The organism is Compostibacillus humi, assembly GCF_014637175.1.
Taxonomy (GTDB): Bacteria; Bacillota; Bacilli; order Bacillales; family Amphibacillaceae; genus Oceanobacillus; species Oceanobacillus humi.
Genome location: NZ_BMEV01000015.1, coordinates 1 through 26,529, shown reverse-complemented (window position 1 = coordinate 26,529; position 26,529 = coordinate 1). Strand labels below are relative to the sequence as shown.

Here is a 26,529-nt window from a genome sequence, read left to right as displayed (position 1 = left end):
AAAAAAACTTCAATCCCCGGCATTCGTGGAGATTGAAGTTTTTGCTTACCTTCTATTTCGCTTGCGGTTTCTTAAAAATGCAGGTATATCTAATTCATCCTCTTCCTGCTTTGACTGTACATGGTCCCGAGGTGCCGGCTCCTCTCTTGTTGCCGCATGCTGACTTGCTGCTAGAGGACGGGATTGCCTTTGTTGCGGTTCAGCACTTTTTTTCGCCTCGTCAAAACCGGTAGCAATGACAGTTACAATAATTTCATCGGATAAATTCTCATTGATTACCGAACCAAAAATAACGTTTACTTCTTTATCGGCTGCAGATGTTACTAAATCTGCCGCTTCCTGCACTTCAAACAGGCTTAAATTCGTGCCGCCGGTAATATTCATTAAGATTCCGTGGGCTCCATCAATGGATGTTTCAAGCAAAGGAGAAGAGATCGCTTTTTTCGCTGCTTCTGTTGCTCTCGTTTCACCTGTAGCAATGCCGATTCCCATCAATGCAGACCCTTTATCATGCATGATCGTTTTCACGTCGGCAAAATCCACGTTAATCAACCCTGGTTTTGCAATTAAGTCGGAAATTCCTTGTACCCCTTGGCGAAGAACGTTGTCCGCTTCACGGAATGCTTCAAGCATTGGCGTGTTTTTATCTACAATTTCCAATAGCCTGTCATTCGGTATAACAATTAAAGTATCCACATTTTCCTTTAATGCTTCGATGCCGGAGATGGCTTGGTTCGCTCTTCTTCTTCCTTCGAAGGAGAAAGGTCTTGTTACGACACCGACGGTTAATGCGCCTAAATCTTTGGCAATTCGGGCAATGATCGGTGCTGCGCCAGTACCGGTTCCACCGCCCATTCCCGCCGTAACGAAAACCATATCTGCACCTTGCAGCACTTCTTCTAATTGTTCTTTGCTTTCTTCCGCAGCTTTTTTCCCGACCTCCGGATTCGCTCCCGCACCTAGTCCTCTTGTTAATTTCGTGCCGATTTGTACTTTCATTTCCGCCATCGACAGATTGAGTGCTTGGGCATCTGTATTGACAGCGATAAACTCTACACCTTCTACTCCATGTTCAATCATGCGGTTAACTGCATTATTGCCTCCTCCGCCTACGCCTACAACTTTAATTATCGCTAAATCGTCCATGCTTGTATCAAATTCTAACATAATCGTTCCTCCTAATTTGTATGCAATGTCAACATGTAACTTCCATCCAATTAATCAAAGAAATAGCGAAACAGGTTTGCCATTCTTCTCGGCTCTTTTCTTTGCGCACTTTGGGAATGGCTCTCTTTTTTATTCCTTTTCGGTTTCATGTCATTGGCAGCTTGTCCCATTTTTACTGCCGGGTATAAATCTTTTCCTTGAATTTTAGCATTGCGATAGGCAAATTGTAAAATGCCAACACCAGAAGTAAATTGTGGTTCTCTTACTCCAATGTAATCTGGAATCGCAATCCGGACATTAGCCTGGAACACATCTTCTGCCAATTCGAGCACTCCGGGCATCGACATTGTGCCGCCTGTAAGCACATAGCCTCCAGGCATATCATAATAGCCCATTTTGCGAATCTCTCTTTCGGCATAAGCATAGATTTCTTCCAGTCTTGCTTCAATTATATCTGCGATTTCCAACTGATTATGGGTTTCCCGATGATTGCTGCCAATGATGGATACTTCAAAAGTCTCTTCTTCCTGCGCATCATCGTAAAAGGCATGACCGTAATTTAATTTTACGTCCTCTGCCTCTTCAGTTGATGTTCGAAGTCCGATCGATAAATCTTTTGTAATATGATTTCCGCCTAGATGAATAACGCTTGTTCTTTGCAGATGTTCATTTTCAAAAATGGAAATTGTCGTACAGCCTCCGCCTATATCAATTAAGGCAACTCCCATGTTTTTTTCGTCCTTTGACAGGGCGATCGTTCCCGCTGCCATCGGCTGCAGACAAATATCCGCTACCTCCAGTCCGGCACGCTCGACACATTTTAATAGATTATGTAAAGCGGTTTTTGAACACGTAATAAGCGTACCTTCCATTTCTAAACGAACTCCGATCATTCCCCGGGGATCGGTTATTCCGTCCAGCCCGTCAACGATAAATTGCTGGGGTATGCAATCAATGATTTCTCTTTCCGGCGGAATGGACATGACTTGAGCGCCTTCAATAACCCTTTTCACATCCTCGTCGCCAATTTCCCGATTTTCACTTTGAACGGCTACGACACCATGGCAAGGTTGAAGCCCTATATGATTTCCGTTAATCCCAACGATGACCCGCTCAATTTCCATCCCGACCATATGTTCAGCTTGCTCTACAGCACTTTTTATCGATTGAACAGTCTGATCAATATCCACGATGGCACCTTTTTTCATACCGTTTGATTTTGCCGTTCCGACTCCGATAATATTTAATGAATCATTAAACACTTCACCAATGATTACTTTGATTTTTGTTGTTCCAATATCTAGACTTACAAGTACTTCGCTGTTATTCAAAGAAAGGCACCTCCAAATTTAAAAAAACGATCCGCTTATTCATGATTAGGAACATATATAGTTAGTTCCACAAAAACATGTATATTCCTTTAAAAAAATGGAAAAATCTGTACATTCTGCAATTGTTATTCAGTACTCGTGTTTATTTCCGTATCTTCTGAGCTGCTATTTTCTTCTTCTGTCAACGCTTCAAAGTAAACTCCAACTCCAAGATGAATAATTCCTTCCACTTCCGGGTCCAATTGGGCAACAATTGACGGATAAACTTCCATTTTTTCTGAAAAATCACGGATAGCTGCATCCACAATATATCCGTCAACCATATATAAGAGAATGCGATTTGGGTTATCCTCTTCTGGAAGCCAATAGATTTCCGAAATGAGGGATGTAATTGTTTCTGGCAATTTGTTCAATTCTGCTGCCATTCTATGTAAAACATCTTCATCCGTAAACTGATGGAGCAACGGTGAATTTCCGCTGTACTCCTTTTGGGAAGCATCATCGAGAACGACCCCATTGCCAAGAACAGGGTAGTAGAGGTTGTCCCTTTTCAAGTAGCCGACAACTTTATGCTCTTCAACTTGAATACGGATCGTTGACGGCAAATCCCTCGATACTTCCGCTTTATGTATTACTGGATTTTCCAGCAAATTTCTCTCCGTTAATTCTAAATCTATCATCCATATATTCGTTTTGACGTTTACTTCGCTCCATTTTATAATTTCTTCATCGGTAATATTGTTATTTCCTGTAATTTCAATCGTTCGAACATGGCTCAATGGAGACTGCAAATAAACGATAATAAAAATTAAGAAGAAAAAGATGGATAAATAGAAAATAAGACGTCGATTAGCTTTCTTTTTGCGAGCTTGTTTCAATTTTGGAATCCGGTCCTCAATTGAAACAATCTTTTTCTCACTCATCTCATTTCTTCCTTTTTTTGCAAATTTAAAGAAATAAAACGGCACCAATTGCCGCTTATATCCACTTAATTGAAATTATATCATAAAATAGTCATATTTATATAGTCTACAAGACTAGTTTACCAAGTTTTTTTACCGCCGTTTATTTCATTTTATTTAAAAATCAAAACAATTTTTTCCAGTTCTGTTACATCTTTGAATGAATGCTAATATTTAGCAATATCCCTACTGAACATAAAGTTAGCGTTAATGACGATCCGCCATAACTTAAAAATGGCAGCGTGATTCCTGTTACAGGTATTAAACCGATGACGACACTAATATTAATCATTGCCTGAATGGCCAGCATGGAGACGATACCGATTCCGAGCAATCTTCCGAATAAATCCGGAGCTTCAAGCGATACTTTTATCCCCCGCCAAAGCAATAGTGCAAAAAGCAATATAATTGCCGTTCCGCCAATAAACCCTAATTCTTCGGACAGAATGGCGAAAATAAAATCGTTTTGCGGCTCCGGCAAATAGAAATACTTTTGCAAACTGTTCCCCAGCCCCAACCCCATTAATCCTCCAGGTCCAATCGCATAAAGGGACTGGATAATCTGGAATCCATCCCCTAACGGATCCTCCCACGGGTTTAAAAATGCAGTAATACGGCTAATCCGATAAGGAGCGGACAAAATCAGGAGCACTAAACCGAGAACGCCGAGCAAAGCCAGTCCGGTAAAATGCAAAATACGGGCGCCGGCAACAAAAATCATCACCATGCAGCTTAGTACGAGTACCATGCCTGTTCCAAGGTCCGGCTGGAGCATAATTAATCCGAAGGAAGAGAAAATTAACAAAACACATGGCAAAAAGCCCTTTTGAAATGAAGTAATGTACTTCTGATTCGCCGACAGAATGGACGCTAGAAAAATAATTAAACCTAATTTCATAAATTCCGACGGCTGAATGCTAAAGGCGCCAATCCCTATCCAGCTCCGGGCACCTCCGCGCACCAAGCCAATCCCTGGTATGAGAACGATAAGAAGCAAGAGAAAACAAAGGAGCAGAATCAGTTTCGCATACTTTTTCCACGTATGATAAGGGATGAACGTGACAAAAAGCATGGCAGCTACCCCGGCGGCTGCAAAGAGCAGCTGTCTTTTCAAATAATAGGCGCTGTCGCCGAACTTGTATTCCGCCCAAACAAAGGAAGAACTGTAGACCATGATTACCCCGAAAAGGAGCAATGCTAATATAATCGCCAGTAACAGGAAATCAGGCTGAGAACGATAGTTCCATTTTTTTAGAAACAAAAAAACACCCCTTTACCTGATCGATATAGGGGCAAAATCATTCTTTGAACATGAAACAAGCCCCTACATTAGTCTATGCACGGCTTGTATAAACATGTCACCTCTTTCTTCAAAGGTCCTGTATTGATCCCAGCTGGCACAGGCAGGAGAAAGCAATATGACATCCCCTTCAACTGACATGTGAAAGGCCTGTTCCGCTGCTTGCTCTACATTTTCCGCAAGTATATAAGGGATATGTACCTGTTCAGCAATCTGTTGCAATTTTCCTTTCGTCTGGCCAAATAATACCATTCCTTTTACGTTTTTAAGGTATGGGATTAAATCAGTGAATTCATTTCCCCGATCCAGTCCGCCAGCAAGCAGAATTACCGGCTGGGTAAAGGAAGCTAAAGCTTTTTGCGTTGCTAAAATATTTGTTGCCTTGGAATCATTGTAAAATTTCCTGCCTTCAATCGTTTCCACGTATTGGAGACGGTGTTTTACCCCGGAAAAAGTGGCAAGAACATTGCGGATAGCTTCATTTTCTGCGCCTCTTAATTTTGCTGCAGCAACGGCAGCCAAAATATTTTCCAAGTTATGGTTTCCGACAAGGACGACATCGTCAACATGAATAATCTCTTCCCCGCGGAAATAAATTTTCCCGCTGCTTATGTAAGCACCATCCTCCGTCATGTTTTTCACAGAAAAAGGAACTAGCCTTCCCTTTGCATGAGAAATTTCATTCATAATGATCGGATCATCCGCATTAAATACAACGTAATCCTCTTCGGTTTGATTTTTGAAAATATTGCATTTCGCCGCTGTATAATTTTCAAACGTTTTATGGTAATCCAAATGAGCTTCATAAATATTCAATAGAACGGCAATGTTCGGCCTAAACTTCTCCGTACCCTGCAGCTGAAAAGAAGAAAGTTCCAATACCATCGTCGTATCTTCATCAATCGACAGGGCAACATCCGTTGCTACAATCCCGATGTTGCCTGCTACTTTTACTGGAATGCCGCTTGATTCAATCATTTTCGTAATCAGCGTTGTCGTCGTTGTTTTTCCATTGGACCCTGTAATTCCGATAATCGGTGATTCAGTAAGATAATAAGCTAATTCCACTTCCGTAATCACCGGAATATTTTTGCTGATTGCTTCGCGTACAATCGGATGGTCGTAGGAAATTCCAGGGTTTTTCACAACTATTTCCATATTATTTAATGCTTCAAGAGGATGGTCGCCATAAAAAACCTCGGCCCCCAAATCCTCGAGCTCTTTAATAAGACGGTCTTCCGGCTTTGCACTTTTATCGTTAATCCGTACTTGTTTTCCATGTTGTAGCAGCGCCCTGGCAGCAGCCGTCCCGCTTTTGGCCAGACCGAGGACTAGTATTCGGTAATATGGAAAATCCGCTAATTTACTCAATGTTAGCCCACCTCAATGTAAATTCCTAATATGGCAAATAATAATCCGATGAGCCAAAATGTCGTAACAACACGCCATTCCGACCATCCTAACAGTTCATAATGGTGATGCAAAGGGCTCATTTTAAATACCCGTTTGCCGGTCGTTTTAAAAGAAATAACTTGGATGATTACCGATAATGTTTCAATGACAAAAACTCCGCCAATGATAACAAGGAGAAATTCCGTTTTCGTTAAAATTGCTACCGCCGCAATGGCGCCGCCCAATGCTAATGAGCCGGTGTCACCCATAAAAACTTTTGCCGGATGGGCATTGAAAACCAAAAACCCAAGCAAAGCTCCAACAACGGCTAAAGAGAATATGACGACCTCCACACTTGTACCAAAATACATGCCTAAAATAGCATAAGCACCGAAGGCAATAGCCGCAGTTCCTGCTAATAATCCGTCCAGCCCATCGGTCAAGTTGACTCCGTTAGAAGACCCGACAAGCATAAAAATAATCAGTATTGCATATGCCCAACCTAATTCAAATTGGATGTCTGTTCCCGGAATTTGAATATATGTAGGGAAATCTTGACGGACTAAAATAAAATAAAAAATAAGAGCAATAATAATTTGGCCGAGCATTTTCTGTTTCGACGTCAAGCCTAAATTCCGTTTCATTGCAACTTTAATAAAGTCGTCTAAAAATCCTAACAAACCATATCCTAAAAGGACAAAAAGCAGCAATCCAAATTCGAAGCCGATCGTCCCGGGGGAAATCCGGAGTACCATAATTACTGTCGTTACTACAATGCTTATTACAATCATGATTCCGCCCATTGTTGGTGTCCCCGTTTTTTTCTGGTGGGATTGCGGTCCTTCTTCCCTAATGCTCTGACCAAATTTTAGTCTTCGCAGCAACGGAATAAATAAGGGAGAGATAAGGACGGTAATTAAAAATGCGATGGCAAGCGTTAAAAATATGGCAACTGTATTCACTACTGTAACCTCCTCTTATAAACCGTCCATTATATGATACTTTCAATGAATGTTTCAAACTGCAGTTTTCTTGATGCTTTAAACAATATGACTGCATTTTCATGGAAATAAGCAGGCAATTCATGTAACAAGGCTTCTTTCGTATCAAAGTGCTTGCATAAAATATCCCGTCTATTTTTCTTTACCGATTCTGATATTAGTTTCGCCTTCTCTCCGTATGTCAATACAGCTGTAATCGGTTTTTCTATTACCTCAGCAATGGAAGCGTGCATTTCCTCTGCATGGCTGCCGAGCTCTAATATGTCCCCTAACACGAGAACTCTCTCTTCGTATCCAGCCAATTGTTTCACTGTTTCAATAGCGCCTTTCACCGATGTTGGTGAGGCATTGTAGGCATCGTTAATGATCGATACCCCGTTTTTTCCTTTTAACATTTCAAAGCGCATTCCGGTATTTTCCATGGACGCCAATGAATCTTTTATTTCAGTGGAGGAAATCCCTAATTTTTCGGCAACGGCAATGGCAAAGAGGGCATTTTTTGCATGATGCCTGCCGGCAAGCGGTATTGAAAACTCCCCACCGCGAGACACGGTGAAACGGGTGCCATGGATGGATAGATGAACTTCCCTGATTTGATAATCGCATTCTTTGCCGTAACCGCAAGTCATCTTCTCCAATCCGGTTTGTTCATGTAAAAGGAGCGGTTCGTCTCCGTCCACAATTAGCAGACCGTCCTTCTTCATTCCGGCCGTAATTTCTAATTTTGCTTTGGCGATTCCTTCTCTCGAACCTAAAAATTCAATATGGGATTCGCCAATGTTCGTAATTATTCCGTAATCCGGTTTCGCAATGCGGGAAAGGGCTTCGATTTCTCCAAAATGATTCATGCCCATTTCCACAACAAGTACATCCGTATCCCTAGGCATGGAAAGAATCGTTAACGGCAAACCGATATGGTTGTTGAGATTTCCCTTTGTATAATGACATATATAGGAAGATTTTACGACAGATGCGACCAAATCTTTCGTCGTCGTTTTGCCGTTCGAACCGGTAACCCCAATCACCTTCGGATTAATTTCTTCCCGATATTTCATCGCTAATAATTGCAATGCTTCGGTCGTATCATCGACAAAAAACAGCGAAATGTGATCAGGAAAATGTTCCGGAAGCTCCTTTTTCTTATCCCAAAAAACAGCCTTCGCTCCGTGCTCAAGTGCCTGGTAAACAAATTGGTGCCCGTCAAACCGCTCGCCAATAATCGGAATAAAGAGGGCGTTTTCTGTTTCCAGCCGGCTGTCGGTAATGACATTATCAATAGGTGCATCACTAATGGGTCCTTTATATTCAGGAAATAGGTTGCTTAACCATTTTATTGTAAAGAGCATGAATCATTTCCCCTTTGCTTGAATTGCCTGTCTGGCCACTTCCCGGTCATCAAAATGGTGTTTTTTATGGCCGATAATTTGATACGTTTCGTGTCCTTTTCCGGCTATGATAATGATATCATCCGGTTTGGCGTAGGCTATCGCTTTTTCAATTGCTTCCTTCCGATCGGCAATCACTTCAAAGGAATGGGATGCATCCAGTCCTTCCACCATATCGTTCAAAATTGCCATCGGATCTTCGGTCCGGGGATTATCCGACGTAAATAATGCATGGGAAGCATGCGTTACGGCAATATTTGCCATAAGCGGCCGTTTGGACCGATCTCTGTCACCGCCGCAGCCGACAACAACATACGTTTTTCCTTTCGCAAATTCATTGGCCGTTTTTAAGACATTTTCCAAGGAATCCGGAGTATGGGCATAGTCAACAATGACCGTATATGGTTCATCTGTCGTCACCACTTCAAATCTTCCGTTTACACCGTTCATCTCTGCCAATGCCTTTTTTACCGTATCCAGAGGAATGCCGTAAGAAACAGCGGCAGCAGCAGCAGCCAGCATATTATATACATTAAATTTGCCGATTAACTTACTTTTAATTTTTGTTGACCCTAAAGGGGTTTGTAATGTAAATTCTGTCCCAGCCGCAGTTAAAACGATGTCATCCGCTTTAAATTGCGCTTCCTTTTCACAGCCGTAAGTAATTACCTTTTGTGCTGTGCTCTTTTTCAGCAACAGGAAGGAGGAATCATCCGCATTTAGGATGGCAAACTTCCCTTTTCCTTCTCCATAGCTGTTTCCCAGCTGGCTAAATAGCAGGCTTTTCGCCCGCAAGTAATCCTCCATATCTTTATGATAATCTAAATGGTCTTGTGAAAGATTCGTAAAGATGGCGATATCATAATCACATCCGTAAACCCTTCCTAAATCAAGAGCATGGGAAGATACTTCCATAATCGCTGTATCTACCTGTTCCCTATTCATATGATGAAACAGCCGCTGCAGTTCCAAAGCATCCGGCGTTGTGTTCACCGCCGGGTAAATATCTTCCCCCACTTTTACTTGAATTGTTCCGATAACCCCTGTTTTTTGCCCGTACGCTCGAAAAATTTTTTCCAATACATACGTAATCGTCGTTTTTCCGTTCGTTCCTGTCACACCGATAAGGGATAGATTCTTCGTCGGATTTTGAAAAAATTGGACTGCTAGGAACGGCAATACCCTGGAAGTGTCCTCCACAATGACGACCGGCACTTCAACGGAAAGCGGTTTTTCGGCAATCACCGCGACTGCTCCTTTACGAACTGCCTCTTGTGCAAAGTCGTGACCGTCTACCGTAAATCCTGGGATGCATATAAACAAATCACCAGAGCGGACTTTCCTTGAATCCGTTTCTATTCCGTTAATTTCGATATGTTCCACATTTCCTTCTGATTTGTAAAATGGGATATTGGCTAGTAATTCACGTAATTTCACGTTCTTAACACCCTTTTTTATGTCATATTCAGTGATTCTTTTAGTCCATTTATATTTCGCTACTCAATTATAGCAGATTTCATTTCCGCACACGATTAATTTTCTGTTACATATATGCGCAAGGTGGAGCCAGGTTCCAGTTTCGTTCCAGGTGCAGGAGACTGGTCGATAATGACATCTCCCTTTCCGCTCGTCTCCACAGACAAAGGAATAAGCATTTCGGAAAGCTCACCAGTCTTTTTGCCGATTAAATTTGGTACTTCGACAGGCGGCTCTTCCGGCCATAAATATTTCTTGTCGAGCCCGCCTTCCCTCTCTTCGACTCCAAGCACCCGCAAACTATCTTCCAAAATATTTCCTACAATCGGGGCAGCCACCGTCCCGCCAAACTGGACCGTATTTTTCGGATTATCTACCGCAACGTAGACGACAATTTCCGGATCATCGGCGGGGGCAAAACCGATAAAAGAAACGATGTAATTATTTTCCATATATCTTCCGTCCGGGCCTACCTTTTGGGCAGTTCCCGTTTTTCCTCCTACCCGATAGCCTTCCACGTATGCAGGTCTGCCGGTACCGTGGGCAACGACACTTTCCAGCGCATGGCGTATTTCCTTCGACGTTTGTTCGGAAATAACCCGTTTCTTCACCTTTGGTTCCCGCTTCTCGACCGTTTTCCCCGTTTTAGGGTCAATCCATGCTTCTGCTATGTATGGCTCATACAAATACCCTCCGTTTACCGCTGCAGCTACCGCCATCACTTGCTGGATCGGTGTAACGGACACCCCTTGGCCGAAGGAAGTAGTCGCCAGCTCAACAGGACCAATCTTATCTTGGGAAAACAAGATGCCGCTTGCTTCCCCCTGCAAGTCGATGCCTGTCTTTTCACCAAAGCCGAAATTTTTAATATAGGAAAAGAGCCGCTCGGTGCCAAGCTTTTGGCCAAGGTTCACAAAACCGGGGTTGCAGGAATTTTGCACTACTTCCAGGTAGCTCTGTTCGCCATGTCCACCCCGTTTCCAGCAATGTATCGTTGCGCCCCCTACTTTAATTGCTCCGTCATCGTGGAAATGATCATCTACCAAATCGATCGTATTTTCCTCCAGCGAGGCTGCCAAAGTAATAATTTTAAAAGTCGAACCAGGTTCATAGGTGCTCCAAATCGGCAAATTCCGGTTAAAGACCGACTGATCCACCTCTTGATAGTTTTCCGGATGGAAATTTGGCCTGGAAGTCATCCCAAGAACTCCTCCAGTTTTTGGATTAACCGCAATGGCCAAGGCAGAATCCGGATTAAATTTGGCTTCCGCGATATCCAGTTCCCTTTCCATAATCGTCTGCACTCTTGAATCAATCGTCGTTTGCATATGCATTCCGTCTGTTGGAGGGTTATATTCATCAGCCAATGTTTCCAGCCTTCTTCCTTTCGCATCGGAATAGAACGAAAGACTGCCTTTTTCGCCTTTTAATTTTTCGTCATAATATAGTTCCAGCCCCATCAAACCTTGATTATCTATTCCAGCAAATCCTAACACATGAGACAAAGCTTTCCCATACGGGTAATGCCGCTTTGAATCCTTCGCCAAATAAACGCCAGGCAAATTTAATTCCCGAATCGCCTGCTCTTCCGCTTCGGTTATTTTAATCCCCTCTGGCCGCAAATTAACACTGGACGTATTTTTTGTAATTGAGGCATACACTTTATTTGCTTCCATACCGAGAATCTGCGCCAATTTTTCCGCTGTATCTTCAGGATTTGTAATTTGCCTCGGGATGATGACGATGGAAGGGGCAGTCACATTTTCAGCAAGTATATCTCCATTTCTATCAAGTATCAGTCCTCTTTCTGGCTCAAAGATGATATCTCTCGTCCATAAATCATTGGCTTGTCCGACCAATTCTTTGCCTAAAAAAAATTGGACATAGCCAAGACGAATGACAATAATGAGGAAAATAAGCAAACCAAAAAGAAAAACAGTAACTATTCGTTTTCTAACGATCACTTGTGATACACGTTTCATTTCTATCCCCTTTTCCATAGGTAGGCTTGTATCAACTATATGACGTTAGAAAACGTAATAGAACACTGTTTCTTTTATTCGAAGGGCTTATCCGGATTCATGGTCAACATTATTTTCTGCTTCATCATTTGTTTCCTTATTCCCTATGTTCGGTTCAGCAAACTCCACCCCTAAGTAGTCGTTTTTCTTCAGAGCAGTGCCTGCCTCAATGCTTTGGGATATCGCGTATCCGCCTCCGAGCACTTCCATTTTGAGCTCCATTAAGTCTGCCAGCTGGACAACATCCCGCACAGACCAGCCGATAATATTTGGCATTTTCGGATTATCTGTAACGAGGAAAACCCGTTTCTGAGACAATACTTCTTCTCCAGCATCCACGCTTGCGGCAATAATTTTATTCCCGTCGCCAATTACAACCGGATTTAGACCTAAATCGCTTAACCGCTGTTTCGCTTCGGAAGGGTTCTGACCCTTTAAGTCAGGAACGGTGACGAGTTCTACATTCTTTTCCTCTTCCATATCCGGCTCGATGTTTAAATAGCGCAAACTATTCCCCATTACTGTTTTAAATATTTTTGCAGCCGGTTCGGAACTAGGCTTATCTCCCAATTCGGGCTGTTTCACGGCCACATACATCATCAGCTCTGGATCTTCCACCGGTGCAACACCAAGAAAGGAAAATACATAATTATTCCGTCCAGTTAAATAGCCGTTTCCATTCGGATCGGGAATTTGGGCGGTACCCGTTTTCCCCCCCACCGTATAACCTTCCAGCTGGTAATTTTTCCCGGTTGCATGTTTGCCGTTAACCGCCGAATCCATTAACTGTAACACTTCTTTCGCCGTTTCCGGGGAAATCGGTTCTTTCACTACGGTCGGTTCCTTTTCTTCAATTACTTTGCCGGTAGATGGGTCAACAATTTTTTGAATTACATACGGCTGCATCATCTTCCCGTCATTGGCAATAGCGGTAGCTGCTTTCATCTGCTGGATTGGCGTTAACGTTGAACCTTGCCCGAAGGCAGTTGTTAATTTCTCACGAGGCCAATTGTATAAAATTTGTCCTTGAATCTCACCCGGAAGGTCAATTCCCGTTTCTTTATCTAAATCAAAGGCCTGCAAATATTCGTGGAAAGTGTCGGTTCCCATTTTTTCCCATACGAGTCTGGCAGCGGCCACGTTGGAAGAGCGGGTAAATCCTTCATCATAGGAAATGACTCCCCATCCCCTGCCTTGGTTATGGTCCCGGATAGGGACAATTTTTTCGTTCACCTGGTACTCTCCGGACATGAAGCCTTCATTTCCGTTGTACACCCCTGCTTCAATCGCCGATGCCCACGTGAAGATTTTCATCGTTGATCCGGGTTCAAACGGAGAAGAAATTGCATCATTATACCAGTTTTCCACGTTTGCTGGATTATTCGGGTTGTAGCTCGGCCGATTTCCCATCGCCAATATTTCCCCTGTCTTCGGATTCATTACGATGGCAGTAATACGTTCCGGATTGTACTCTTCCTGGACATCGGTAAGTACATCTTCCAGCAGGGTCTGAATTTTTTGGTCAATTGTCAAATACACATCATGACCGTCTTTTGGTTTTTTTACAATTTCATCTGCATCCAATAACTTTTTATTGTATCTATCCCGCTGATAGGAGATGTAGCCATCCTCCCCTTTGAGGATGTCATTCATTTCCCTTTCAATGCCCGTTACACCGGCAATTTCTTTTGTAACTTCCCCTTCCTTTTCCACATCCATTTCTCGGGCGAACCCGATAATATGAGTAGCAAAAGTTCCGTTTGGATAATTGCGCAAGGAGTCTTCTTCAAAATAAATTCCGGGCAGGTTTAAAGCGAGGATTTCGTCTCTCTTATTTTGTGAGAGGTTCTTGCCAATCTTGCCAAATTCCACTTGGAATTTGTTGTTTTTCAGTCCATTTTCAATTGGCGTTAATATATCCTTTTCATCGACATCCAGGATAGGGGCAAGCGCCTTTGCAGTTGCGGCTGGATCCACGACATGGAGCGGTTCTTCCATTCCTTTGGAATATTCTTCGCTGATGATGGCATATAACCGGTAAACCGGCATATCATATGCTAAAGTCATGCCATTTTTATCAAAAATTTTTCCCCTTTCTGAACTAAGGGGATAAGAAGTCGTCCGTTTTTCCTTTGCCCATTGTTCCAGCGAAACACCGGCCACCTCTCCAGTTGCCTGAATATACATGAAACGGCCGGCCAATAGCAGAAACAGCAATGAAAAAACAATAATAAATACGCCAGACATGGCATGGGTCGTTCGGTTCTTTTTCATTTGCCATTCCTTCCCCTATTCACGTGTTAATTCCTTCGCCTGTTTCACCTTTGTATCCTGAATCTTCAAGCCGTTTTTCTCAGCAATGGAAATAATTCTTTCTGGTCTGCTTAATTCTTTTTTCTCAAAGGTTAAACCTTCGTTTTTAATTTGTTGTTCCTGAACCTTGCTTTCTATCGTCTGCACTTCCCGGTTCAGCTGATCCAATGATGAAGAATAGGAAACGATAAAAATGCCAAAGCAAATAAAAAGAAGGCATATGAAAGAATAGATTACTTTTTCTCCCTTTGTAATCCATCCGCTCGTTCTGACTTTTACTTTCACTTGCTGGTTAGGTTTTGGTATTTCTTGAGGATACATTTGGCGCCAATTTCTCGCATGATTTACACTCATCTTTCCTCCGTCCTTCCTCTCAAAAAAGTTTCTCTTCTCTTTGAAAACTCCATGCATTTATAACAAATTTTTGCTAATACCGTAGATGGTTAAGGAAAAACTATTGTCCAACAATTATTTTGCAGAAAAAGATTCGTCCCACGGATTGATCTTCTCTGCGATACGAAGCTTGGCAGAACGTGCCCGCCGATTATTTTCCAGTTCCTGTTCCGAAGGAGTAATTGGTTTTTTCGTAACCAGTTTGAAAGGAGCTTCAAATTCCTTCGGCAAAACCGGCAAATTCCGAGGGGTTTCTTTTGGGGTACTCCATTTTTTGAAAGCTTGTTTACAAATTCTGTCTTCTAAAGAATGAAATGTTATAACCGCAATTCTTCCGTGAATCCGCGTCAATTTAGCTGCCTGATTTAATGCGCTTTGAAAAGCATTTAATTCATCGTTGACTGCAATTCGCAAAGCTTGAAAAATCCGCTTTGCCGGGTGTCCTCCCTTTCGTCGTGCAGGGGCCGGAATTGCTTCTTTAACAATATCTACCAATTCCCCTGTCCGCTCTATCTCCTTTTTCTTGCGGTATTCCTCTATTTTTCGGGCTATCTGTTTTGAAAACTTTTCCTCACCGTACTGAAAAAATATCCGGACAAGCTCATGATAGTCCCATTCATTTACAATATGTCTTGCAGTTAATCTTTGGGATTGGTCCATCCGCATATCCAATAAAGCATCCTGATGGTAGCTGAATCCCCTTTCCCCATGATCAAGCTGGGGAGAAGACACTCCTAGATCAAAAAGAACTCCGTCCACTTCCTTGATGTTTCGCTCAAGCAATTCTTCTTCCAAAAATTTAAAATTTGCATGAACATAGATGATTTGCTTTTCATACGGCGCTAGCCGCCTTTTCGCATTTTCCAGTGCGATTTTGTCCTGATCAAAGGCAATAAGGAGCCCGTCCTCATTAAGCCTGGAAGCAATTTGCTCCGAGTGTCCTCCAGCACCTAGGGTACAGTCGACATACGTTCCATCCGGTTTTATTTCCAATCCGGCAATCGTTTCTTCTTTTAATACACTGACATGTTCAAACATGATGATATCACCGCTTTTACGTTAAAAGTTTATATCGAAATCCATTAGATTTTCGGCAATTTCAGCAAACGATTCTTCGGAGGTGTCTACATATTCCTCCCACTTATCATTTGCCCAAATTTCGATTCGATTCGAAACACCGATAATTGCACATTCTTTCTCCAATCCGGCATATTTTCTTAAAGTTAACGGGATATTTATTCTTCCCTGTTTATCTATTTCACATTCTACTGCTCCGGAAAAGAAGAAACGTGTAAAGGCACGGGCATCCTTTTTCGTTAAAGGCAGTTTTTTCAGTTTTTCTTCCAATATTTTCCATTCATGTAGGGGGTAACAAAATAAACATTGGTCCAATCCACGGGTAACAACAAATTTTTCCCCAAGTTCTTCTCTGAACTTGGAAGGCACGATTACTCTTCCTTTTTGATCGATATTGTGCAAATATTCACCCATGAACATTGTAAACACTGCCCCCCACTTTCATATTTTTATATTACCACATCCCCCCACTTTCTACCACCCGATTTCAAGCATTTGGGCAAAATAAGTATTTTTAACTATTGCCAAATAAAAAAATGCTGTCATATCAATAATGACAGCATTTTTATTAAAAGTGGCGGAAAGTGGCGGACCATTTAAAAATAGACGAGATAGTGCCCATGGTCAAAGGTTAAAGAATGATTATTTACGTTCCGAATAAATTCTTTGCCGTATTTATTGAGCAACGGCAGCGGGTTCCAAATCCGTTCCTGCAGCCCTCCATATGGTTTTAGACACATTTGAATAAGATCAAAATGATTCCATTCCTTGGCGTACTTTTCTTCTAACGCTTTCACCATTCTATTTTCAAGAAAATCAATTTCCCGATATAGATAAAGCAAATTTTTTTCTGCTAATTGGTAAATGTCGGAACGGATATTTTGGGCAATATCTCGAAGCGGTTCATGACCTTCTGCAATTATTTTCTTTAAATGGCTGACTGTTTCTGCAATCGGCGGATCTGCTTTTTTATCCAACCAATTTTTGCGGAAATGTTCTACCCCTTTTTCGATTGCATAAGATTCATCCAGTCCGAAACGATGCAGTGCTTTTTCTACTTTTCTATCAATATAGGTGAAGGATAATCGCGGAACTACCGGCGGCATCGTCATATCCATCATCTGAAATGCGCCTTTCAGTGCAGCCCAATATGCAACTTCACCGGGACCGCCAATAAACGCTATCGAAGGAAATAAACATTCCTGCATTAATGGTCTAGTAACGACATTGTTGCTCAATAATTCAGGCCTGTTTTTTGCAATTTCCAATAATTGTTCCGTCGAAAGAGATACTTCATTCTGTTTGCCTACCCATTCCCCGGAAGCATCCCGAGTCAGTAAAACCCGGCTGTTGTTTCCGTGATAGAAAAGATGTCCGCAGTTTTCACCTAAATCCAGGTTTACGTCATACCCGCTTTCCTTAAGCTGCTCTATCGTCTGTTGGATACTATGGTTTATTTTTGGCTGTTTTTCGATCATTTTCACAAAATACGGGGATTCGATTTCCCGGAGCCGCTCGTCATGAGAATCAATAAGCACCAAGCCTTCTTCATCAAACAGCCAAAAGATTAGACGGGCAAAAAAATCTGTAAATGATGTTGCCGACTGCAAACATCGCAAAATCTGCCGGTGTAAGTCCTTCGTGTATTCCGTTTCTTCCAGCTGCTTAAATATTTTATTGATCCAAATTTCCAATTTTTCCTGATCAATTATCATGTCGGATACCGATCGTTTTTCTGTCACCTGTGCGGTGAAAGTGAATTTTTCCATTTTCCTTTCTTTCGGCAAATAGACATGGTTTATTTCTGCAAAATCATGATCTTCCCCAGCAATCCAGAAGACAGGAATAACCGGGATTCCCAGTTCCATTTCCTGCTGCTTCGCAAGCTGCAATATCGAGATAATTTTATTGATTGTATACATTGGACCGGTTAAAAGTCCTGCCTGTTGACCCCCAATAACAACGACACTTTCATCTTTTTTTAGCCGTTTAATATTATGTATTGTCGATTGAGGAGCATCCCATTCCTGATTCATGGCAATCAGCAAATCGGTCAATTCCTCGCGGGGAAATTGACGCATCTGTAATTCTTTCATCCTTTTGTGAAAATCGGAAAATGGATGGTATGAAAAAAACTTTTGAATTTGTTCATTAAAGTTACGATAATCTTCCATGATTTTTGTTTGATTATGTAACGGAATAGGATTTATACGCATCATATCTGCTCCTTTGTTCCATACTTTCCCATTTGTATTGTACATAAAAGGAAAAGCTATTTCATGTTTCCTGCTTGAATCACCTTATACAAAGATTCGAAGCAATATGCTGAGAAATGTCGCACAAACATATAAAATAAAAAAGAACAGAAAACTGCCCCTCCATAGAATTTTAAACGCCTTTCCAATTTTCACTTCCATATGTACCTTCCACTGCAAAGTAACAATAACGGCTAAAATAAGCAATAAAAAAATGAGCGTATAACCAATGGTCGGTCGCTCGAACATCATAAAAAAAATCAGATTGACCGAAATGATATAAAACACCAGAGACCAATTAGCAGCGGTGATAACTGCCTTTCGCCTCCGCCTATGCCAAAAATAGGCAAGAACATAGATTAACCCAGTAACAATAATCGGTACCGTTACAAAAAATGCAAATAAATAAACAAAAATTTGCAGCATCGTTCATTTTTCCTCTCTTCAGCACTGAGCAGCACGTTCGGTAATTGCAGTTTGCCGTTTTTAGCTTTCATGCATCCATTTTTTCTTTTATTTTAAAATTAACACTTTTATATTATAATAAATATAAATAATTATTTCATCTGCTTAACTATTCGAGCAGTTTCATGGGGCAGCAAACGAAGGGGGAGGAAAGTCCATGAAGACGGCAGTAAAAGTGGAAAGATTAAAAATAAATTATAAAACCCTGGAAATGTTTAAACGCTTCAAAGAATACGGCCATCAGGAATTATCCATGCTGGAAGATTTGGAAAATAATTTTGTGGAGAACAACAGCGACTCGCCGTTTTATGGAATATACATCGGGAAAAATTTAATTGCAAGAATGAGCCTTTATGAAATTAAAAAAGAGTATGACGATTATTTCGATCCGCCGCAAGACTATTTAGCCCTTTGGAAGCTGGAAGTGCTTTCCGATTACCAAGGGCAAGGATATGGAAGAGCGTTGGTAGATTATGCAAAAAGTTTTAAATTGCCAATTAAAACAAATCCGCGCATCAATTCCCACGGATTTTGGGAGAAGATGGGATTCCAAAAAGCACATTATGATATGAAGCGGGATTTAGGGGAAAATCCTTACATTTGGCTTCCGGAAGGAGTTAAGGAAAAAAATCCACGCAAAACAAAGACATGAATGATTTTTCCATTCATGTCTTTTTCTTTTATTCCTTATTATTATTTGCCCACTGCCACAATTTCCCTATTTCTGCCCAAGCCTGCTCATATTTTTTTAATTGCTCTTTCAGCTGCATATTTTCTTTTTGGAGCTGTTCCATCTTTTGTTTTTCTGCTTCACTGGCACGTTCCGGCTCTTCCAAAAATTTATCCTTCATTTTTTCCAGCAAGGAAATCGCTGATTCAATCGTGTCCTTTTCCGATTGATTTGTTTTCACCAGCTTCCACATATCTTTTCTCGTTCCTTGTTTTCGTTCTTCTTTTGCCAATTGAATCGCTTCCTGATATTGCTTCCGTATAGTTGCATTCCAGCGGAAACCGCATGCAGCCGGAGTACGTGACAGCTTTTCCGCCACATCTTTAAAGGCCTCCAATTGGGTTTTCCCTTCTCGAATATAACGAAGGACCGTTTCAGCTAAGAGAATATCTTCATCTTTTGTCCAGGCATCTTGCCGTGTCTCGTTCATAACATCCCTCCTTATTCTTTGCTATCAATGTATGCAAAAAATAGGAGTACTAGAATCAATGTTTTACGAAGGACGGGCTAAAAATTTCTCCACGGCACTGATATGTTCCGGACTATCCCATAAACTGGCACTGTTTTTGACTTCCTCTGTCATAGATGCCAAAATCGGCTTCTGCAGAAGGTTCTTTATATATTGTTTTTTTATTAATTTCATTTGTTGCCGTGATCTTTGCATATATGGCTTCAGCAGTTGTTCTTCATCCAGTATGGCGCTTTTTTCTGCAACCCGGTGAATCCACCCCTTTCTTTCCAGTGTTTTTGCATCATACACTTTCCCTTCTATTATCCATTGAAAAGCAAAGTCGGGATGGACTTTTTCATATAATAATGCTCCTCCGCCCCAGCCGGGAACAATGCCTAATTTTGCCTGGATAAAACCGAACTTCGTTTCGCGAGAAGCAATGCGAAGATCGCATGCAGTAGCCAGCTCACAGCCCCCGCCGTAGGCATCCCCGATTAATAAACAAATAACCGGTACGGGAAAATTTACGATTTCCCATAGCACCTCTTTCATTGGAACAAGTCTATTAAACGCCTCTTCTTTACTTAATTGACCGTGCAAATCGTTCAGATCCCCGCCGGCACAAAAAATTTTTTCCCCATTTGCTGTAATTAATAGAAATTTGATTTCTTGAACTCTGAAATAATTGAGAGCGTTTTTCAGTTCTTTTGCCATTTGCAGCGATATAGCATTCCGTTTTTCCGGCCGATTGAGCCGAATCTCTCCATAACCGCCCGCATTTAAGTGATACGTAATCGTCTCCCCCATCTTTTTCCCCCTTCCAGGCTAAAAACTCTAAAATACAAAAAACAGACCACTCGAGTGATCTGTTCTCTTATGCATTATTTGCTGACAACTTCTTTTCCATCATAGTGGCCGCAGGATTTGCATACATGATGCGGTTTTGTCAATTCTCCGCAGTTGGAGCATTCTACCATGCCAGGTACATGTAGTTTTTTATGTGTACGACGTTGATCTCTTACCTTTTTTGAAGTTTTTCTTTTTGGTACTGCCATGACTTCCACCTCCTTCAAAGATGCATCCATTACTTCTCTTCCGGTTTTTTTTCAAGTAAAGTTTCTAATATTTGCAAACGTGGATCTACTGTCTTTTCCTTTTCTTCCTCGGAAATAAAATTCCAGCCTTCTCCACTTGTTAAAACATTTCCGGTTCCTTCCTCCGCATATACCCGGTAAGGAAGCCCTAATAATACGTTCTCCTTTATGTATGGGGTTAAATCAATCACTTCCCCATCCACGGGATGGATTTCTTCTTGTTCATCATCGCTATCAAGTTTTGCGGACGAAGAAAAAATTTCCGTTGCTTCCATACGAAAAGGATATACAACCTCTTCCAAGGTGCGAGCATCAGGCAAAGTCGCTTCACCTTCAATGGTAAAACGGAAATAAAACTGTTCACCCTGAATCGTGCAATTCCCTGCAACTCGTACCGGTTTTATATGCTGAACATCATTATTCATGTGAACAATGTCGGAAATATCGACATAGTCGTCAAATTCATACGGGCCAGTATGCGCCTTTTTCCTGATTTGACTTAACGTAAATTTCATATTTATCACCCCAAGGCAACAAGAGTTATTTTAAAAGAAAAATGGCATTTTGTCAACCGCTATTTAAGCAGGAGACGAACGAGGAACGATATTAGCTTCCACCAAGTATTATTCCCTTTCCCGCTGGCGATAAACACGCGCAAAACTATCGTATTAGGAAAAATAGTATTTTTTTGATAAAATAGAAAAAAACTTTTTAGGAGCGTAGCCGATGAAAGCATGTGGATTAGTCGTCGAATATAATCCTTTTCATAATGGACATGTCTATCATCTTCAGCAAGCAAAAAAAGTAACGAATGCTGATTGTATCGTAGCGGTTATGAGCGGTTCCTTTTTGCAAAGAGGTGAACCGGCCATTAGCGATAAATTCCACCGGGCGAAAGCAGCACTGCAGACGGGAGTGGATCTCGTGCTGGAGCTTCCTTTTGTCTGCGCAGTACAGCATAGTGATTTATTCGCCGACGGGGCCGTTCGAATTTTGCATGAATGTAAAATTTCTGCTCTCTGTTTTGGAAGTGAGTCGGGGGAACTGTCCAGCTTCGTCCATGGTTATCATGCTTGGAAAGAGAACAAGACTAAATTTGATATTTTTTTAAAAGAAAAGCTTCATCTAGGTTATTCTTTTCCTCAAGCTGCAAAATATGCTTATGAAAAATTGGGACTCACTGCCGGCGATTTCGATTTAACCCAGCCGAATAACATATTAGGCTTTGGTTATGTCAGGGCCATTATGGAGAACAATTTTCCGATGGAACCGAAGACAATTCGGCGCATCCAGAGCCATTACCATGATTCCCATCTTCATGGGAATATTGCCAGCGCCACAAGTATCCGGAAAGAATTGCTGGGAAATTCGGAACTTACAACGAAAGCAAGAAACAGTTTGCCGGATTCTACCATTGTCCAATTGGATGCCTATCGGAAGAAAGCGGACCTTTGGCATCATTGGGAGTTGTATTTTCCTCTGTTGCAATACCGCATTAACACGATGACACCGGAAGAGCTGAGGCAAATTTTTGGTGTGGACGAGGGGATGGAATACCGCATTAAAAAAATGGCTTCCAAAGCGATGAATTTTGCCGATCTCGTTCGGCTCGTTAAATCAAAAAGATATACATGGACGCGAATCCAGCGCATGTTCGTCTATATATTAGCGAATATAAAAGACGAGGAAATGAACCGGTTAAAACAAGCAGAAATTCCTTATTTGCGCATTTTAGGATTTACCGAAAGAGGAAAAGCTTTTCTAAACGAAAAGAAAAAGGATATCGCCGTCCCCCTCGTTACGTCCTATCACCGGGATCAGCATCCGATGCTCGCAATCGAAGAAAAAGCAAGCCATGCTTATTATAGTGTATTAAAAGCTGAAAACAAACAGACATTATTTCAGCAGGAAATGCAAGGTCCGGTACAAATTTAATAATTATAAAGAAACTTCCAAGTATGGCTATAATAGCCTATACATTGGAAGTTTCTATTGCAGACTTTTTAAAAAGTTTAACGCGTCATCAAAAGTATCGACGGGAACAATTTTCATGTCTGAGCCGATGGCTTCTGCAGTTTTTACTGCAATCTCATAGTTGGACCCTTCTTTGCCATTTTCATTTGGAGCAAAAAATATGTCAATCCCTTCCTTATCGGCGGCGACGATCTTTTTGTCTATACCGCCAATGCGGTGAACATTGCCTTCATAATCAATCTCCCCCGTCCCGGCGATGTGATACCCCCGAGTTAAATCTTCCTCCGTCAGCTGATCATAAATTTCCAACGAAAACATTAATCCTGCACTTGGGCCGCCAATTTTTCCGCTGGAAAATTCCACTTCCGGATGAACCGTAACTTCCCGGTCCGTCACAAGGGTAATTCCGATCCCAATTTTGCCGTCCGCTTCATCAATAACATCCAGTTCAATCGTATCCGTCATCGTTTTATCCCCGCGAATAAATTCGACTGTGACAATATCCTTCGCTTCTCTCGTTTGAATATAGTTGATCAGATCTTCTGCTTCTTTTATTTCGTTTCCGTCGACGGCAATGATTCTGTCCCCGGATTGCAATATCCCGTCTGCCGGACGGTCCTTCAAAACAGAAACGACATAAACCCCTTTATATTCAATCTCAATATCGGCTCCTGCAGCCGTATAGGCAACGACGGTAGCAGCCTCCTGGGAAGTTTCCATCACCTGAAGCTGGGCTTCCATATATTCTTCCTGGCTGATGCCATCGGGAAAAACATCTTCAATCGGCATAATATCATTATAAGGAGCAATTTTTGCCAGAGCATAAAACAGCGGCGTCGCCTGCATTCCGCTAACTGTCACCAAATGCATATCCCCTTCGCTTTCATAGCCATCGGCCACCTCTACAATCGGATTTAATGCGTCAGCTCCACCGGGTTTTTGGATATAGAACGGCAATTTATACGAGGACAAAAAATATGTGACGATTGCTGCAAATAAGAGGAAAACAATTTTTCCCTTGGAAAACTTCATGTATTCGATATACCCCTTCCAGCCAAATGACTTTTTTAACCAAAGTCTATGGCATAAATGCAATATGTATGAGCGTATATTGGTAAAAGACTTGTACAAATTCAGTTTAAAATTATTCTACTATGTTCCTTACAAGTTGTACAGGAAGACTATGAGCGGAAGTAGGAGGCATCTTTTTGAGACCTGTTATTCAAACATGCATTTATTCAACCATTACCGTATTTATTACTTTCTGTTTGATTAAATTTCCTGATGATGCTTTGGAGGCGAGCATCCGGGGCTTAAGTCTTTGGTGGGAAGTTGTCTTTCCTTCTCTTCTTCCCTTCTTTATCACCGCCGAATTGCTCCTTGCATTCGGGGTTGTCAAATTTATCGGTGTCTTATTTGAGCCAATTATGCGACCGTTATTTAACGTCCCGGGTGTTGGGAGTTTTGGCTGGATGATGGGAATGGCCAGCGGTTATCCGACGGGTGCAAAAATTGCCGCAAGACTAAGGGAAGAAAGTCATCTCTCGCAGATTGAAGCAGAACGGCTCGTTTCATTTACGAATAATTCCAGTCCGCTGTTCATTTTCGGCGCAATTTCCGTCGGATTTTTCCACGATGCCAGATTGGGCATGCTGCTTGCTGCAAGCCATTATATCGGCAATACGGTCGTCGGAATAGTGATGCGATTTCACGGCCAAAGCGCCGGAGCAAGCCTAACGGAGAAAAGGAAAAGGGTATCATTTAAGAGAGCATTTCAAGAAATGCATCAAACGCGAATGAAAGACAGAAGGCCATTTGGGGAAATACTCGGCGATGCTGTATTGAATTCCATTAAAACATTAGTAATGGTAGGTGGATTTATCATTCTCTTTTCCGTGCTGATAAAACTATTGTTTCTTATTGGCATTTCCGAAAAAATCTCCCTGCTGTTTCAATACGCGCTGGCCATATTATCTCTCCCAAAAGAACTGGCCCTTCCTTTCTTTTCCGGATTATTCGAAATAACAATTGGCGGCAATATGATTTCCCAGGTGCAAACCGATACTCTTCTTCAGCAGGCAATCCTTGTCAGTTTCATCCTTGGGTTCAACGGATTTTCTGTTCAGGCTCAAGTAGCAAGTATTCTAGCAAAAACAGACATTCGTTTTTATCCGTATTTTCTTTCCCGCCTGCTTCATGGAACGGTTGCCAGCCTGTTAACGATTTTGCTATATAAGCCTCTTTATTTAGACAGGCAAGTGTATGACTTGGAAGCTATACCAGTGAGCGGCCAGTTTGCCGGGAACCTTTCGTATGCGATATGGGAATACCTTCAGCAGCTGGGGCCGATGATAACGTGGGCAGGACTAGGAATCGGCATCATTTTATTATGGAAAAAAGAAATGATTGCTAAAGGCAGGTGGTGACAGAGAAAAAGGGACCCTTGTGCAGGGTCCCAAGTTTTAATGACGATTTCATAGGAGCGAGGCACTGGTGTTATACCTTATGGTGAAACTTCTTTTTTAATGCATAAATGACCGGTTCGGGGACGAGTCCTGTAATATCCCCGTCATATTTGGCTATTTCCTTTACCATGCTGGAGCTTAAAAAAGAATATTGATTATTTGTCATCATAAATAACGTTTCTACTTCCGGGTTTAATTTCCGGTTCATCGATGTAATCTGCATTTCATATTCAAAATCACTGACCGCTCTTAACCCCCGAACTACAGCTGCTGCCTTTTTCTCCCGCGCATAATCCATCAGCAAACGTTCGGAAGAATCAACGACAATATTCGGCAAATCTTTCGTTGATTCCCGCAGCAAATGCATCCTTTCCTCTACGGTGAACAATGGAGATTTTGATTGGTTGTTAAATACGGCAACAATAACTTCATCAAAGATTTTTGAGGCCCTAGTAATAATATCTACGTGTCCGTTCGTCACCGGATCAAAACTCCCGGGACAAATCGCTAATTTTCCCATCCGTTTCTTCCCCCTTGTACTGATACATCGTTACGCCGATTGCCGAACTGTACTTCACCCTTTTCATTAATTGCAAAGCATCAAAGGAATCAGGCAACATCTCTTTTCCATCATGTTCACAAAATATAATCCCATCTTTTTTGACAATATGTAATGACAATATCTGATTTAATAATTTTTCGAAATCCGCTTTTCCATAAGGTGGATCAAGCAGAATTAAATCAAATGACAAGTTTCTTTTTGCTGCCCCTTTCAATGCCCGGAAAGCTTCTGTACAATAGACTTCTGCCCGGTCATCCAGCTGCAATGCATTAATATTTTCCATAATAATATGCTTCGCTTTCGGGGATTTATCAACAAAAATACAACGGTCCATGCCGCGGCTTAATGCTTCAATACCTAAAGCGCCGCTCCCGGCAAATAAGTCAAGAGCTAGCCCTCCGTCAAAATATGGGCCGATAATTTGAAAGACAGCCTCTTTTACTTTATCTGCCGTTGGTCTTGTCATTTTGCCTGATAATAATTTTAACGGTCTGCCTTTAAACTGTCCGGCAATCACACGCATTACCCTCACTCCCAGGTTCCTTAGTCTACTATCCGTGATTAATCCTAACATAAAATATAGCAAACATCTATCGATAGTAGAGTCTGTCAAGTATTTACGGGAGGTCTCCCTCACCTTTGATTTTTCCTTTGTTTTTTCGTTTCAATAAATTTTTTCTCTGAGAATCTGTGTTAAAAGGGTACAGAACCCCTT

Annotated in this window: 25 protein-coding genes; 3 read left to right on the top strand and 22 right to left on the bottom strand. The window is 41.7% G+C overall.

Annotated elements, in window-relative coordinates:
• Nucleotides 1–45: 45 nt before the first annotated feature.
• The 15 genes from ftsZ to IEV18_RS17560 form a co-directional block, all read right to left on the bottom strand.
• Nucleotides 46–1,167 carry a cell division protein FtsZ gene (gene ftsZ, locus IEV18_RS05655; protein WP_188391412.1) on the bottom strand — a complete coding sequence of 374 codons (1,122 nt, stop codon included), beginning with the start codon at nucleotides 1,165–1,167 and terminating at the stop codon, nucleotides 46–48.
• Between the two features lie 50 nt (nucleotides 1,168–1,217).
• On the bottom strand, nucleotides 1,218–2,498 hold the full coding sequence (ftsA, locus tag IEV18_RS05650; RefSeq protein WP_188391411.1) for a cell division protein FtsA: 1,281 nt from the start codon (nucleotides 2,496–2,498) through the stop codon (nucleotides 1,218–1,220).
• Between the two features lie 125 nt (nucleotides 2,499–2,623).
• The gene (locus tag IEV18_RS05645) at nucleotides 2,624–3,421 is read right to left on the bottom strand and encodes a cell division protein FtsQ/DivIB (protein ID WP_188391410.1); all 798 of its coding nucleotides are present in this window, start codon (nucleotides 3,419–3,421) and stop codon (nucleotides 2,624–2,626) included.
• Nucleotides 3,422–3,608: 187 nt separating this feature from the next.
• A complete protein-coding gene (spoVE, locus tag IEV18_RS05640; RefSeq protein ID WP_188391409.1) occupies nucleotides 3,609–4,721 on the bottom strand; it encodes a stage V sporulation protein E in 1,113 nt (370 codons plus the stop codon).
• A gap of 63 nt (nucleotides 4,722–4,784) precedes the next feature.
• Complete coding sequence (gene murD, locus IEV18_RS05635; RefSeq protein ID WP_188391408.1) at nucleotides 4,785–6,131, bottom strand: UDP-N-acetylmuramoyl-L-alanine--D-glutamate ligase; 1,347 nt, start codon at nucleotides 6,129–6,131, stop codon at nucleotides 4,785–4,787.
• Nucleotides 6,132–6,133: 2 nt separating this feature from the next.
• Nucleotides 6,134–7,114 carry a phospho-N-acetylmuramoyl-pentapeptide-transferase gene (gene mraY / locus IEV18_RS05630; protein WP_188391407.1) on the bottom strand — a complete coding sequence of 327 codons (981 nt, stop codon included), beginning with the start codon at nucleotides 7,112–7,114 and terminating at the stop codon, nucleotides 6,134–6,136.
• A 29-nt stretch (nucleotides 7,115–7,143) separates the two neighbouring features.
• Nucleotides 7,144–8,499 carry a UDP-N-acetylmuramoyl-tripeptide--D-alanyl-D-alanine ligase gene (locus IEV18_RS05625; RefSeq protein ID WP_188391406.1) on the bottom strand — a complete coding sequence of 452 codons (1,356 nt, stop codon included), beginning with the start codon at nucleotides 8,497–8,499 and terminating at the stop codon, nucleotides 7,144–7,146.
• A 3-nt stretch (nucleotides 8,500–8,502) separates the two neighbouring features.
• Complete coding sequence (locus IEV18_RS05620; RefSeq protein ID WP_188391405.1) at nucleotides 8,503–9,975, bottom strand: UDP-N-acetylmuramoyl-L-alanyl-D-glutamate--2,6-diaminopimelate ligase; 1,473 nt, start codon at nucleotides 9,973–9,975, stop codon at nucleotides 8,503–8,505.
• A 95-nt stretch (nucleotides 9,976–10,070) separates the two neighbouring features.
• The gene (locus IEV18_RS05615) at nucleotides 10,071–11,996 is read right to left on the bottom strand and encodes a stage V sporulation protein D (protein WP_188391404.1); all 1,926 of its coding nucleotides are present in this window, start codon (nucleotides 11,994–11,996) and stop codon (nucleotides 10,071–10,073) included.
• A gap of 87 nt (nucleotides 11,997–12,083) precedes the next feature.
• Complete coding sequence (locus IEV18_RS05610) at nucleotides 12,084–14,309, bottom strand: penicillin-binding protein (RefSeq protein ID WP_188391403.1); 2,226 nt, start codon at nucleotides 14,307–14,309, stop codon at nucleotides 12,084–12,086.
• A gap of 15 nt (nucleotides 14,310–14,324) precedes the next feature.
• Complete coding sequence (gene ftsL / locus IEV18_RS05605; RefSeq protein WP_188391402.1) at nucleotides 14,325–14,702, bottom strand: cell division protein FtsL; 378 nt, start codon at nucleotides 14,700–14,702, stop codon at nucleotides 14,325–14,327.
• Nucleotides 14,703–14,816: 114 nt separating this feature from the next.
• Nucleotides 14,817–15,779 carry a 16S rRNA (cytosine(1402)-N(4))-methyltransferase RsmH gene (gene rsmH, locus IEV18_RS05600; RefSeq protein ID WP_188391401.1) on the bottom strand — a complete coding sequence of 321 codons (963 nt, stop codon included), beginning with the start codon at nucleotides 15,777–15,779 and terminating at the stop codon, nucleotides 14,817–14,819.
• A gap of 21 nt (nucleotides 15,780–15,800) precedes the next feature.
• Complete coding sequence (gene mraZ / locus IEV18_RS05595; protein WP_188391439.1) at nucleotides 15,801–16,238, bottom strand: division/cell wall cluster transcriptional repressor MraZ; 438 nt, start codon at nucleotides 16,236–16,238, stop codon at nucleotides 15,801–15,803.
• 176 nt (nucleotides 16,239–16,414) lie between these two features.
• Entirely contained in the window at nucleotides 16,415–18,034 is a 1,620-nt protein-coding gene (gene bshC, locus IEV18_RS05590) for a bacillithiol biosynthesis cysteine-adding enzyme BshC (protein WP_188391400.1), read from the bottom strand.
• A gap of 84 nt (nucleotides 18,035–18,118) precedes the next feature.
• Nucleotides 18,119–18,499 (bottom strand): DUF3397 domain-containing protein, encoded by a 381-nt coding sequence (locus IEV18_RS17560; RefSeq protein ID WP_188391399.1) that lies wholly within the window; start codon nucleotides 18,497–18,499, stop codon nucleotides 18,119–18,121.
• 196 nt (nucleotides 18,500–18,695) lie between these two features.
• On the opposite strand from IEV18_RS17560, the gene IEV18_RS05580 reads away from it, so the two are divergent.
• Complete coding sequence (locus IEV18_RS05580; RefSeq protein WP_188391398.1) at nucleotides 18,696–19,190, top strand: N-acetyltransferase; 495 nt, start codon at nucleotides 18,696–18,698, stop codon at nucleotides 19,188–19,190.
• A gap of 28 nt (nucleotides 19,191–19,218) precedes the next feature.
• Here IEV18_RS05580 and IEV18_RS05575 read toward each other — a convergent pair whose 3' ends face one another.
• The 4 genes from IEV18_RS05575 to IEV18_RS05560 form a co-directional block, all read right to left on the bottom strand.
• Nucleotides 19,219–19,698, bottom strand: a complete 480-nt coding sequence (locus IEV18_RS05575; RefSeq protein WP_188391397.1) for an RsfA family transcriptional regulator — start codon at nucleotides 19,696–19,698, stop codon at nucleotides 19,219–19,221.
• A gap of 63 nt (nucleotides 19,699–19,761) precedes the next feature.
• Nucleotides 19,762–20,526, bottom strand: coding sequence for an enoyl-CoA hydratase/isomerase family protein (locus IEV18_RS05570; RefSeq protein WP_188391396.1), 765 nt, complete (start codon nucleotides 20,524–20,526; stop codon nucleotides 19,762–19,764).
• A gap of 74 nt (nucleotides 20,527–20,600) precedes the next feature.
• Entirely contained in the window at nucleotides 20,601–20,774 is a 174-nt protein-coding gene (rpmF, locus tag IEV18_RS05565) for a 50S ribosomal protein L32 (RefSeq protein ID WP_188391395.1), read from the bottom strand.
• 29 nt (nucleotides 20,775–20,803) lie between these two features.
• On the bottom strand, nucleotides 20,804–21,328 hold the full coding sequence (locus IEV18_RS05560) for a YceD family protein (protein WP_188391394.1): 525 nt from the start codon (nucleotides 21,326–21,328) through the stop codon (nucleotides 20,804–20,806).
• Nucleotides 21,329–21,539: 211 nt separating this feature from the next.
• Between IEV18_RS05560 and IEV18_RS05555 the strand changes: the two genes are divergently transcribed.
• On the top strand, nucleotides 21,540–22,748 hold the full coding sequence (locus IEV18_RS05555; protein WP_188391393.1) for a nucleotidyltransferase: 1,209 nt from the start codon (nucleotides 21,540–21,542) through the stop codon (nucleotides 22,746–22,748).
• 54 nt (nucleotides 22,749–22,802) lie between these two features.
• Here IEV18_RS05555 and IEV18_RS05550 read toward each other — a convergent pair whose 3' ends face one another.
• Entirely contained in the window at nucleotides 22,803–23,819 is a 1,017-nt protein-coding gene (locus IEV18_RS05550) for a SepM family pheromone-processing serine protease (protein WP_188391392.1), read from the bottom strand.
• Between the two features lie 176 nt (nucleotides 23,820–23,995).
• On the opposite strand from IEV18_RS05550, the gene spoVV reads away from it, so the two are divergent.
• Complete coding sequence (gene spoVV, locus IEV18_RS05545) at nucleotides 23,996–25,213, top strand: dipicolinic acid transporter SpoVV (protein WP_188391391.1); 1,218 nt, start codon at nucleotides 23,996–23,998, stop codon at nucleotides 25,211–25,213.
• 70 nt (nucleotides 25,214–25,283) lie between these two features.
• On the opposite strand, the gene coaD is transcribed toward spoVV, so the two are convergent.
• Together coaD and rsmD are read right to left on the bottom strand one after the other, a co-directional pair.
• The gene (gene coaD, locus IEV18_RS05540) at nucleotides 25,284–25,772 is read right to left on the bottom strand and encodes a pantetheine-phosphate adenylyltransferase (protein WP_188391390.1); all 489 of its coding nucleotides are present in this window, start codon (nucleotides 25,770–25,772) and stop codon (nucleotides 25,284–25,286) included.
• Nucleotides 25,738–26,337, bottom strand: a complete 600-nt coding sequence (rsmD, locus tag IEV18_RS05535) for a 16S rRNA (guanine(966)-N(2))-methyltransferase RsmD (protein WP_188391389.1) — start codon at nucleotides 26,335–26,337, stop codon at nucleotides 25,738–25,740. Before rsmD ends, coaD begins: the two co-directional genes overlap by 35 nt.
• Between the last annotated feature and the right edge of the window lie 192 nt (nucleotides 26,338–26,529).